Genomic DNA, 11,206 nt, shown 5'->3' on the forward strand with positions numbered 1-11,206 from the left:
TTTTTCATGCCGCGCCGCCTATGCCGCGCGGTATAAAATAAACGGGCGACTTTCGCCTCCCGTTGTCTGAATTACTGCTTAGCGCGCTCTTCCAGCATCACAACTGCCGGTAACGCTTTGCCTTCCACGAATTCCAGGAAGGCGCCGCCGCCGGTAGAGATGTAGGAAATCTTATCCTCGATACCGAACAGATCGATAGCCGCCAGCGTATCACCACCACCAGCGATAGAGAATGCCTCGCTGTCTGCGATAGCGCGCGCGACAATTTCGGTACCCTTACGGAAGTTAGGGAACTCGAATACGCCAACCGGACCATTCCACAGAATGGTTTTGGCTTCTTTGAGCAACTTGGCCATAGCCAGCGCGGTTTCGTCACCGAAGTCCATGATCTCTTCATCATCGTTGACTTCACTGACTTTTTTCAAGGTGGCAGGTGCAGTTTCAGAGAACTCCGTACCTACGCGAGAATCGGTAGGAACCGGAATTTTAAACTCGTCACGCAGTTTTCTCGCTGCATCGACGAAGTCAGGTTCGTACAGAGATTTACCGACGTTGTTATCGATAGCCACGAAGGTGTTGGCGATACCGCCGCCCACGATCACCGTATCGGCGATTTTCACCAGCGAGTTCAGCACATCAAATTTAGTCGAAACCTTAGAACCGCCAACCACGGCAACCATCGGGCGAGCCGGGCTTTTCAACGCTTTGCCCAGGGCTTCCAGTTCTGCAGACAGCAGCGGGCCAGCACAGGCGACAGGTGCAAACTTGCCCACGCCGTGGGTGGAAGCCTGCGCACGGTGTGCCGTACCGAAGGCGTCCATCACATACACGTCGCACAGCGCCGCATATTTTTTGGACAGGGTTTCGTCGTCTTTTTTCTCGCCCTTGTTAAAACGGACGTTTTCCAGCACTACCAGTTCACCTTCTGCAACGTCAACACCTTCCAGGTAGTCTTTAGCCAGACGAACCGGGTTTTTCAGGTGTTCTTTCAGATAGTTGACCACAGGCAGCAGGGAGAATTCTTCGTTGTACTCGCCTTCGGTAGGACGACCCAGGTGGGAAGTTACCATCACGCGGGCGCCTTGTTTCAGCGCAGCTTCAATAGTCGGCAGGGAGGCACGGATACGTGCATCGGAAGTCACTTTACCGTCTTTCACTGGAACGTTCAGATCGGAGCGGATCAGAACGCGTTTACCGGCCAGATCCAGATCGGACATGTTAATTACAGACATGGTGAACCCTCTTGGTTGATTCTCTAGAAACTATAAAGTTGCCTGAGCGGCGCATCGGTCATGCCGATGCCGCCGTACTAGAAACCGCTTGCGGCCATTGCCCGTGTTGTATCCAACATCCGGTTGGCAAAGCCCCATTCATTATCACACCAGACCAAGGTCTTGATCAGGTGCTGACCGCTGACCCGGGTCTGCGTACCGTCGACGATAGCGCTATGCGGGTCATGGTTAAAATCGATCGAGACTAATGGTAGTTCCGTATAGTCAACTATACCACGAAATGATCCCCGTGCGGCCATTTGCAGCAGCTGGTTGACCTCTGTCACCTTCACCGCCGAACTGACGCTGACGCTGAGATCGATGGCCGTCACGTTGATGGTCGGCACGCGCACCGAAATCGCTTCGAAACGATCGCAAAACTGCGGAAAAATACGGGTGATGCCCGCGGCCAGCTTGGTGTCGACCGGAATAATCGACTGGCTCGCCGCACGGGTACGCCGCAAATCCTGATGATAGGCATCTATCACCGGCTGATCGTTCATCGAAGAGTGAATGGTAGTCAGGGTGCCCGATTCGATGCTGTAGGCATCGTCCAGCAGCTTGATCACCGGAATAATGCAGTTGGTGGTGCATGACGCATTGGAAACAATGCGGTGTTCTGCCAGCAGCGTCTGATGGTTGACGCCGAACACGATGGTGGCGTCCAGATCGTTACCGCCTGGGTGGGCGAACAACACTTTTTTCGCCCCCGCCGCCAGATGGGCTTCGCCATCTGCCCGGCTGCCGTACACACCGCTGCAGTCCAGTACCACGTCGACACCCAACTCTCCCCAGGGAAGCTGTTCCACCGCCGGCTGATGCAGCAAGCGAATGGTGTCGTCCCCGACGGTCAGCATGTCGCATTCCTGGCGAACATCCCAGGCAAAGCGGCCATGGCTGGAGTCGTATTTCAGCAGGTGGGCCATCCCCTCGGCGTTTGCCAATTCGTTGATCGCCACCACGGAAATCTCCGCTCTTCGTCCCGATTCATACAGTGCGCGTAAAACGCTGCGGCCAATGCGGCCAAAGCCGTTTATCGCTATGCGGATTGTCATGCTGCTCCTGAAAAAGGGCCTTCCCTCACCGGGCGTACTCACCGTTGTCGAGAGGGCGCTGACTGGGTTATCTGGATAACCCGCATAGAGTACTTTAGCGCACCACCCGCTGTGAATCGTCGCATTGCATTATTCCTTCGACCCGGCAGTGGTTTCACCGGCTTCACTCCGGCATTTCAGTTGAAAACAACCACAACTGAAACGCTTCAGCTGAGCATAAACCAAAGTTTTACCAAAAGGAACAGATGCAACAGTCTGCCTGACAACCGAACGACACTTTGCGGGAATAAGATGATCTAGCGCACACTTTTTCCTGGCCAATCCTTGGCCTTGCGCCAGATTTTTTAACAAAAACGACGTTTTCCGCCTTAAACTTTAGGAAAAATCCACAGGTGCTCGGGCGGCAGGGAGAGCCGGCATAGTGTCTGACCACGCACTTCGGTGCCATAAGCCCGCACCACGAAATCCTCGGCAACGGTGCGGAACAGGTATTCCCAACGGTCGCCGAGGTACATGCTGGTCAGCAACGGCAGCTCAAGCTGATTGCCCTGCGGATCATCTCCCAGGCGCACGCGCTCCACGCGGATCACCGCCGTGGCCTCTTCGCCGGCTTTTACCCCTGCCCCCGCCATGCCCCATAGCGCCCAGTCTTTGCCTTCAATGCGTGCTTTGCCCTCACTCACTTCGGTAATCTTGCCGTGCAGGCGATTATTGCTGCCCATAAACTCGGCGGTAAACAGGGTCGACGGCGAACCGTACATTTCCTGCGGCGTACCCTGCTGCTCGATTTTTCCGTTGTTGAGCAACAGGATGCGATCGGAGATAGCCATTGCCTCGTTCTGATCGTGAGTCACCATTAGCGCCGAAAGCCCCAGTTTGATGATCAGCTCACGCAGGAACACCCGCGCCTCTTCGCGCAGCTTGGCGTCGAGGTTAGATAACGGCTCATCGAGCAGGATAACCGGCGGGTTGTACACCAGCGCCCGCCCAATCGCCACGCGCTGTTGCTGGCCACCGGACAACTGATGCGGATGACGCTGGCCCAAATGCCCCAGCCCAAGCTGGTCAAGCACGCCCTGCACCCGCTGGTTGATTTCCGCCGCGGCGACTTTGCGTAATTTCAGCGGGTAGGCGACGTTTTCAAACACCGTTTTATGTGGCCACAGGGCATAGGACTGAAACACCAACCCCAGGTTGCGTTCCTCCGCCGGAATTTCGCTGCGCGCGCTGCCGTTGTACACGGTATTGCTGCCAATGATAATGCGGCCCTGAGTCGGTTTCTCCAGCCCGGCAACCGCCCGTAGCAGCGTGGTTTTACCGCTGCCCGACGGCCCCAACAGCGAAACCACCTCGCCACGCTTTAAATCCATCGAGACGCCCTTCAACACCGGGTTGTCGCCGTAGGTTAAATGCAGGTTTTCTACCGAAAGTTCAATCATGTAATTTCACTCCAAAGCGCAGGGCAATACCCAGCCCCAACACCACCAGCAGGATGTTAATGAACGAGAGTGCCGCAACGATATCGATGGCGCCCGCCGCCCACAGGGAAACCAGCATCGAACCTATGGTTTCGGTGCCCGGAGACAACAGATACACCCCGGTGGAATACTCACGTTCGAAAATCAGGAACATCAGCAGCCACGAACCAATCAGGCCGTAGCGCGACAGCGGAATGGTGACGTGACGGGTGATCTGCCCCCGGGTCGCGCCGGCACTGCGCGCCGCCTCCTCCAGCTCTGGGCCGACCTGCAGCAGCGTCGAAGAGATCAGCCGCAGGCCATAGGCCATCCACACCACGGTGTACGCCAGCCAGACGCTGAAGATGGTGCTGCGCAAGGAACGCAGCCAGACGATCAGGTTCTCCCGCAGCCACTCGGCCACCGGCAGCGCCGACAGCCAGCCTTCTTTCAATGACTTGTCCAGCCACATCGGCAGGAACAGAAACACCCACAGGAACGCCAGCCCCGCCAGCAGACCCGGCACCGCTCGTGGCACCAGCACGCTGTAATCGAGGAAACGGGTAGCCCCGTCGGGTTTGCGGTGCATGGCAATGCCGATAAACAGATAGCAAACCACCGCCAGCGCGCCGCCGAATACCCCAATCGCCATCGAGTTGACGATCGCCCGCAGCAGGTTGGGTTGCTGCCAGATGGTGCGGAAAGTATTGAGCGACAGTTCGTCCCAAATGGAAACACCCACGCCCCAGTTGGAAATAAAGGCGCGCAGCACCACCCCCACCAGCGGTACGCCGATGGTCACCGTCAGCCAGAACACCACCACCGCACCGGCGACCCAACGCCATTTCCCCAGCGGCAGCGCCCGCGCCTGCGACGCCTTGCCCTTGACGGTAACGAAGCGGTTAGCGGTGCGCATCAGACGGCGTTGCAACATCACCAACGGAATGGTGATGCAGATCAGCACCACCGCCACCGCCGCCATCAGATGGTAAGACGGCGTGCCCAGCTTATTGGTCAGTTGATACAGGTAAGTCGCCAGCACCAGGTTGCCTTCCGGATCGCCCAGCACCAACATCAGGCCGAACACTTCCAGCCCAAGGAAAAACAGCAGTACCCCAGCGTACAAAATGGACGGTCGCACCATCGGCAAGCTAACGGCAGTCATCACCTGCAAAGGCGAGGCACCCGCCGTGCGTGCGGCTTCCTCCACGTCGGAACCGACGCTGCGCAAGGCCGAGGAAATATAAAGATAGGCGTGAGGCACGTGCGTCAGCCCGGCAATCACCACGATGCTGGCCATCGAATAGATATTCCAGGGTACGAACCCCAGCAGCGACTCCGCCCACAGCGAGAAGAAGCCCACCGGCCCGGCGGCCACCACGTAGCCAAAACCCAAGACCATCGGCGAGACAAAGATTGGCACCAGGATCAGCGGTTCAATAAAGCGCCGACCGGGCAAGTCGGTTCTGACCATCAAAAAGGCCAGAATGCCCCCCAGCGGAATGGCGATCACCACCAGGCCGAAAGCCAGAATAAATCCGCTTTTCAGCGCCTTGTAGAAGTCCGGATCGGTAAAGATAAACTGGAACGCCTCCAGGCTGAACACCTTGGAGGGGGAGAAAAAGGGAGCGGAGAGGAAACTTTGAATCACGATAAACGACAGCGGCACGTAGATAACCAGTGCGGTTATCAACACCACCAAGCCGCGCGGCAGGCTTTGCCACTTTCTGCGCCATGCTTCCATAAATATATCCCGATGGTTGTAAACGACGACGACCAAAGGGCGCGCGCCACAATGGCAGACGCGCGTCCGGATCCTGTGTTATTTCGCGGCGGCGGTACGCCACTGTTTGATGTAATCCAGGCGTTTGGCCGGCTGCAGGTACTCCAGCAGGCTTTCATCCACCGGGATCGGTTTGAGCGCTTTGCCGAGCATTTTGGTCATGCCGTCGATGTCGTTTTTGCCTTCAATATCGTTACGAATAGACGGAATATCGGCCTGGTTGGCGAGAATGCTCTGACCCTTTTCCGACAGCACGTAGTTAAGCCACAGTTTTGCCGCATTGCCGTTGGCAGCCTCTTTGCTGATAAAGGACACGCGCGACAGCACCAGGGTGTAATCCTTCGGATAAGAGATGCCCAGCGAAGGGTCGGTTTTGGCGCGAGCTTCGGCGTAAGAACCCAGGATGTTGAAACCAATCAGGTTCTCCCCGGATGACACCCTTTCCATCATGGTGCCGGTAGAAGATTGCACCGCCAGCCCCCCTTTGGCGACGTCAGCCAGGGTGGCGAAATAGTTCGGGTCGGCCTTGAAGTCCTGCACCGACAGCATGAAGCCCAACCCTGACTTTTCAATGTCATAGGTGGTAACTTTCTTTTTGAACTTGTCGGTCTGGCTGGCGATCAACTTGGCCAGCGCGGCATGAGAGTCCGGTACATCACTCTGCGGGATCAACCGTTTGTTATAGATGAAGACCACCGGTTCGTAGGTGGTGCCGTAGGCTTTATCTTTCCAGACCGCCCACTTGGGCAGTTGGCCCTGTTCCGGCGAAGCGTATTCCTGTGCATAGTCGGTCGCCAGTTTCAGCGCGGTATCCATCGACGAGCTCCACACCACGTCGCCGCTGGTGCCTCCCGCCGCCTGTTCGCTGATATAGCGGTTGTACAGCTCGGTGCTGTTCATGTCGTTGTATTCGACCTTAACGCCAGGATACAACGCTTCGAACCCCTGGATCAGCGGCCCGGCGGCCTTGGTATCCGTGGTGGAGTACACCACCACCTTGCCCTCTTTCTTCGCGCCATCCACAATTTTTTGATAGTCGGCTGGATAGCCTGCCGGGAATTCAGCGTAAGCAGGCACTGCACCCAGTACAGCCATCGCCACTACCGACGCGCCGATTCTTGTCAACATAATCAACTCCTGGTTACATTTAAGAAACTAAAAATTAACATATAGTTAATAAGTGTTCTTAAGCAACGCCGTTGATTTTTTATCTTTTGGTTTTGTGAGGTTGGACGTTTTTCAGTCAAAAAAAAATCCACGGTCATCCCGGTTTTTAAACCAAGGACGAAATAACCGGTGTTATTGCATCAGTTTGGAACGCCGCAGCAGGCGGATCTTCTGTACGATAGCCACGCCGAGCAATGTCAGGCAAAACCCCGCCAGTTGCACCAACGACAGCGCTTCGCCAAACAGGAAATAAGCCTGCAACGCGGCAGCCGGCGGCACCAGCAGCATCAGCGCGGTAATGCGCGTCAGATCGCCATGCCGCACCATCCAGATAAACAACGCGGTACCACCCAGCGACAATATCCCGGCCGACCACAGCAGCGAGAACCACAGCGTTGGCGAATTATCCCATTCTCCTGATCCCATCACCGCCGCCAAAACGCCGGTGACCAATGCCGCGCCAAGATGCTGGATAGCCCCCGCGGCCCGGAGATCCGCCGCCGCCAGCGAAGACTTCTGCACCATGATGCCAATCGTCAGCGCAACGATGCTGCCAAAACCCAGCAGAATGGGCAGCAGCGCCATGTTACCGACGTCGATGCCGGTCAGCCGCGGTGACAGCACCAACGCCACGCCGATAAAACCGAGCGCCAGCCCCGTCCAGGAACGCAGGCCTATCGGCTTGCGCAGCACCAAAGCAAAAATCAGCGCCGTGAACAGCGGTTGCAGGCCGCCGATCAATGACATGACGCCGGCCGCAAGGCCGTTCGCCACCGCCCACCAACTGGCGGCGAGATAAACGCCGTTCATCAGCATGCCGGTAAGCAGGTGCATGATGAACTGCCGCCCTTTAGGCCAGGCGCAGTTGGCGGCCAGCAGGGCAAAAACCGCGGCGGCGATCAGGAAACGAAAGGTCAGAAAAAGATTGGGATCGGCATGATCCGCCACCGCGCGGGCGGCTATAAACCCGGTCGACCAGATCAGTATCAGGAAAAACGGCGCAATAATGGATTTGCGCCGATAGAAGCTTTCCTTGCCGGTAATTACCATAAAAATACCTGAATAATGCTGTTGGTGGTTCACTACGAAGCATACTAACTAATTTAACATTGCCTTAACAGGGCTTATTGCAGAAAGTTTTGGCGAAAAGCATAGCCAAGATAATCATAATAAAAATAGGAAAAAATATAATTAACATGGCTTATAATTCATTTTAACTCATTACACCAATGTAAATTTATTGTTACTCCACGGGTGGTTAATTTCTATTCTCCACCACCGTTCGCAAGTTGTCGACTTTTCCTCCCTTTGCTAGCCTTCTGGTGGTCTCTCATTTATCAGGCGAATGACCATGGCCGAATTAACCGATTTTATGAAGCTGGATATGCGCATCGGCGAAATCATCTCTGTCGAATATAACGATAAGGCATTAAAGCCGGCGTATAAGTTGCAGATCGATTTTGGCGAAGAGATCGGCGTGAAAAACAGCTCAGCACAGTTATGTGAAAACTATAAAGAAGATGAACTGCTTGGCCAGAAAGTTATTTCCGTAGTTAATTTTCCCGCCAAACGGGTCGCCGGATTTAAATCCGAAGTATTGGTACTTGCTGCAGTCACCAGGGATAAAGGAACCGTCTTGCTGAAACCCGATTTCGACGTTGAGATCGGCAGCAAGGTTTTATAACTGTCAGTTTATCCTAATCCAAGAGGCAATAGAGCAATGCAACAGCTATCTCAGCTTGACGCTATAAAGAAGGAATACCAGGAAAAGCGCTCTGTGTTTATTCCCGGTGATACCATGAAGGACATTTTATTGACTCTTGGCGCTCAGCCCGAAGACTTTACCAAACTGACACAGGTCAGCAATAACCTGGCGGACGATCCCACGCTGCCCTTTCGCAAATCGAGAAACGGCCGCTTCTGCTTTAACTTTGATAATGATCGTATAGAGAGACTGGAATTCCAGCCTTTTGTGCTGTCGGTCGAGGAAGACTTTATCCGTCATGATTCGGGGCAAATTCGCCACTTCCGCGGCATCAACGACGACCTGCAGTTAAACACGGTATTCCAGGCGATAATGCGCTTTAAGGCCTACATTATCGATGGCGTCAGCGTAGCCCCGCGCGCCAGGCTGAATCAGGACATCAATAAATTTGTCTGTACCGTTTTCAACCTGCGCACCCTCACAACCCCGCAGATACTCGGTGAGCCGGCTCTGGAAGGTGTGCACAGCGATGGCGTCGATCACACCATGACCACCTTCCTGGGCAGCGAGAACATGACCGCTGACAGCGCCAAAACGTTTATCCATGACATGCAGGAAACCAGCGGGATCAAATATCATCAGGCGAACAAGACGCTGATTCTCGGTGAAATACAGCATAAGACGTTCCTTGATACCTTGCTGGTCGTCGATCATGAAAGGAAGCACAGCCTGTCACCGGTGGTCGCGCAGGATAAAGCCAAAGACTCGACCAGGGACATGCTGATTTTCTTCACCCGAAAACCGGTTGAGGATGGTCATGTCTCGTTTAAATATGACTCCTTCAACCCGCACACCGAAATACCGCTCTCCATAGACATGCTTGCCAAAGCCGGCTAACGCCCTTTGTTATTTCAACCGGTTGCCGTTTATTCCCTGCTGCCCGGCAACCGGTTTATTTCCAGCTTTGAGCTGATTCATCGCAGCGTAACTCAGGCTTTTCTCGGCAAAATATCATATCCTGCATGCCAAAATTTTTATGGGTGCCCGTTTGCCCATCGCGCCTGCCCTTGAGTTTACCGGCGCCAGGTTGTTTTTATCGTACACAGGCAAAGCAATACCGTTATGACAACACGCTTATCTCCCAAAGACATTATCGCCCTGGGCTTTATGACCTTCGCCCTGTTTGTCGGCGCCGGCAATATCATTTTCCCGCCAATGGTGGGCCTGCAGTCCGGTGAACATCTGTGGCTGGCCGCCGCAGGCTTTATCGTCACCGCCGTCGTCCTGCCGGTGATCGCGGTGATTGCGCTGGCGCGTGTCGGCGGCAGCATCAGCCTGTTGACCGCACCAATCGGCCGCAGGGCCGGCCTGCTGCTGGCTACCCTCTGCTATCTGGCGCTCGGCCCGCTGTTCGCCACACCGCGCACCGCCAACGTTTCTTTCGCTTTGGGCATCGCGCCTTTTACCGGCGACGGCGCCCTGCAGCAGTTTATCTACAGCCTGCTGTTCTTCACGCTGGCAATGATTATCTCGCTGTACCCCGGGCGACTGCTGGATAACGTCGGCCATATTCTGGCACCGCTGAAGATCCTCGCGCTGGCCGCACTGGGCGTCGCCGCGTTGATTTGGCCCGCCGGCGCGCCCATCCTCGCCAGCGGCAGCTATCAGGACGCGGCGTTTTCCACCGGTTTTGTGCAGGGATATCTGACTATGGACACGCTGTCGGCGCTGATGTTCGGCTCGATTATCGTTACCGCCGCACGGTCGCGCGGCGTCAACGATCGGGGGTTATTGATGCGCTACACTCTGTGGGCCAGCCTGATTGCCGGCATCGGCCTGACACTGGTTTATATCTGCATGTTCAAGCTGGGCGCCGGCAGCGGCGGCCTGGTTGCCGACGGGCAAGACGGCGCGGCAATCCTGCATGCCTATGTACAGCACACCTTCGGCAATTTGGGCAGCGTCTTTATGGCCATCCTGATGTTCATCGCCTGTCTGGTGACTGCGGTGGGCATGACCTGCGCCTGCGCCGATTTCTTCTCCCGCTATCTGCCGCTGTCTTACCGTTCACTGGTGGTCCTCCTCGCTGCGTTCGCCATGCTGGTGTCCAATCTCGGGCTGGCCAATCTGATCCGCGTATCGATTCCGGTGCTGACGGCCATCTATCCTCCGTGCATCGCCCTGGTATTGCTCAGCTTTAGCCAGAGCCGTTGGCGCAGCGCCAACCGCGTGTTCACACCGGTGATCGCCACCAGTCTGCTGCTTGGCCTCGCCGACGGAATAAAGGCCTCCAGCTTCAGCGGCCTGCTGCCGGCCTGGTTCGATCAACTGCCGTTGGCGGATCAGGGATTGGTTTGGTTGCAGCCGACGCTGTTAGTGCTGTTGCTGGCGGCGGTTTACGATCGGTTGCGCGCACCGCGCCGCGCCGGGACGATGGCCTAAAATAAAAAAAACCGGTCAATGACCGGTTTTTTTATCAGCTTGCGAAGGACCGCTTATTTCAGCAGTGCCTGCGCCTTGGCCACCACGTTGTCCACGGTGAAGCCAAACTCTTTGAACAGCTGCTCTGCCGGGGCAGACTCACCGAAGCTGGTCATGCCCACGATGGCGCCGTTCAGGCCAACATACTTGTACCAGTAGTCCGCGATACCTGCTTCTACCGCCACGCGTGCACTCACTGCCGCCGGCAGCACGGATTCACGGTACGCCGCATCCTGCTTGTCGAACGCATCGGTAGACGGCATGGAGACCACGCGCACCTTGCGGCC

10 protein-coding genes are annotated in these 11,206 nt (G+C 55.9%); 3 read left to right on the plus strand and 7 right to left on the minus strand.

Going from position 1 to position 11,206, the window contains the following annotated elements:
• Positions 1 to 71: 71 nt before the first annotated feature.
• The 6 genes from pgk to M2406_RS23875 all read right to left on the minus strand — a co-directional run bounded on the left by pgk (position 72) and on the right by M2406_RS23875 (position 7,783).
• Positions 72 to 1,232: a phosphoglycerate kinase gene (gene pgk, locus M2406_RS23850; protein WP_012146647.1), complete on the minus strand. Its 1,161-nt coding sequence runs from the start codon at positions 1,230 to 1,232 to the stop codon at positions 72 to 74.
• A 77-nt stretch (positions 1,233 to 1,309) separates the two neighbouring features.
• The gene (epd, locus tag M2406_RS23855) at positions 1,310 to 2,326 is read right to left on the minus strand and encodes an erythrose-4-phosphate dehydrogenase (RefSeq protein ID WP_012146648.1); all 1,017 of its coding nucleotides are present in this window, start codon (positions 2,324 to 2,326) and stop codon (positions 1,310 to 1,312) included.
• Between the two features lie 368 nt (positions 2,327 to 2,694).
• The gene (locus tag M2406_RS23860) at positions 2,695 to 3,765 is read right to left on the minus strand and encodes an ABC transporter ATP-binding protein (RefSeq protein ID WP_115183866.1); all 1,071 of its coding nucleotides are present in this window, start codon (positions 3,763 to 3,765) and stop codon (positions 2,695 to 2,697) included.
• A complete protein-coding gene (locus M2406_RS23865) occupies positions 3,758 to 5,527 on the minus strand; it encodes an iron ABC transporter permease (RefSeq protein ID WP_017893897.1) in 1,770 nt (589 codons plus the stop codon). The genes M2406_RS23860 and M2406_RS23865 overlap by 8 nt, the downstream gene beginning before the upstream one ends.
• 78 nt (positions 5,528 to 5,605) lie before the next feature.
• A complete protein-coding gene (locus M2406_RS23870; protein WP_405050632.1) occupies positions 5,606 to 6,661 on the minus strand; it encodes an ABC transporter substrate-binding protein in 1,056 nt (351 codons plus the stop codon).
• Positions 6,662 to 6,865: 204 nt separating this feature from the next.
• On the minus strand, positions 6,866 to 7,783 hold the full coding sequence (locus M2406_RS23875) for a DMT family transporter (protein ID WP_129937817.1): 918 nt from the start codon (positions 7,781 to 7,783) through the stop codon (positions 6,866 to 6,868).
• Between the two features lie 301 nt (positions 7,784 to 8,084).
• Between M2406_RS23875 and M2406_RS23880 the strand changes: the two genes are divergently transcribed.
• The 3 genes from M2406_RS23880 to brnQ all read left to right on the plus strand — a co-directional run bounded on the left by M2406_RS23880 (position 8,085) and on the right by brnQ (position 10,880).
• Positions 8,085 to 8,417: a tRNA-binding protein gene (locus M2406_RS23880; protein WP_129937816.1), complete on the plus strand. Its 333-nt coding sequence runs from the start codon at positions 8,085 to 8,087 to the stop codon at positions 8,415 to 8,417.
• A gap of 36 nt (positions 8,418 to 8,453) precedes the next feature.
• Entirely contained in the window at positions 8,454 to 9,335 is an 882-nt protein-coding gene (locus M2406_RS23885; RefSeq protein WP_012146654.1) for a 2OG-Fe dioxygenase family protein, read from the plus strand.
• A gap of 225 nt (positions 9,336 to 9,560) precedes the next feature.
• On the plus strand, positions 9,561 to 10,880 hold the full coding sequence (gene brnQ / locus M2406_RS23890; RefSeq protein ID WP_129937815.1) for a branched-chain amino acid transport system II carrier protein: 1,320 nt from the start codon (positions 9,561 to 9,563) through the stop codon (positions 10,878 to 10,880).
• Between the two features lie 53 nt (positions 10,881 to 10,933).
• Here the strand turns inward: brnQ and M2406_RS23895 are convergent.
• Positions 10,934 to 11,206: transketolase-like TK C-terminal-containing protein (locus tag M2406_RS23895; RefSeq protein ID WP_310473642.1), on the minus strand; the 273-nt coding region annotated here is incomplete at its 5' end.

This window comes from Serratia sp. BIGb0163, assembly GCF_024809935.1.
GTDB lineage: Bacteria > Pseudomonadota > Gammaproteobacteria > Enterobacterales > Enterobacteriaceae > Serratia > Serratia quinivorans.

What these genes read in the sequence shown, in the direction of transcription:
- M2406_RS23860 (WP_115183866.1), bottom strand. Translation starts at nt 3,765, where the DNA reads ATGATTGAACTTTCGGTAGAAAACCTGCATTTAACCTACGGCGACAAC.
- epd (WP_012146648.1), bottom strand. Translation starts at nt 2,326, where the DNA reads ATGACAATCCGCATAGCGATAAACGGCTTTGGCCGCATTGGCCGCAGC.
- M2406_RS23885 (WP_012146654.1), top strand. Translation starts at nt 8,454, where the DNA reads ATGCAACAGCTATCTCAGCTTGACGCTATAAAGAAGGAATACCAGGAA.
- pgk (WP_012146647.1), bottom strand. Translation starts at nt 1,232, where the DNA reads ATGTCTGTAATTAACATGTCCGATCTGGATCTGGCCGGTAAACGCGTT.
- brnQ (WP_129937815.1), top strand. Translation starts at nt 9,561, where the DNA reads ATGACAACACGCTTATCTCCCAAAGACATTATCGCCCTGGGCTTTATG.
- M2406_RS23875 (WP_129937817.1), bottom strand. Translation starts at nt 7,783, where the DNA reads ATGGTAATTACCGGCAAGGAAAGCTTCTATCGGCGCAAATCCATTATT.
- M2406_RS23880 (WP_129937816.1), top strand. Translation starts at nt 8,085, where the DNA reads ATGGCCGAATTAACCGATTTTATGAAGCTGGATATGCGCATCGGCGAA.
- M2406_RS23870 (WP_405050632.1), bottom strand. Translation starts at nt 6,661, where the DNA reads ATGGCTGTACTGGGTGCAGTGCCTGCTTACGCTGAATTCCCGGCAGGC.
- M2406_RS23865 (WP_017893897.1), bottom strand. Translation starts at nt 5,527, where the DNA reads ATGGAAGCATGGCGCAGAAAGTGGCAAAGCCTGCCGCGCGGCTTGGTG.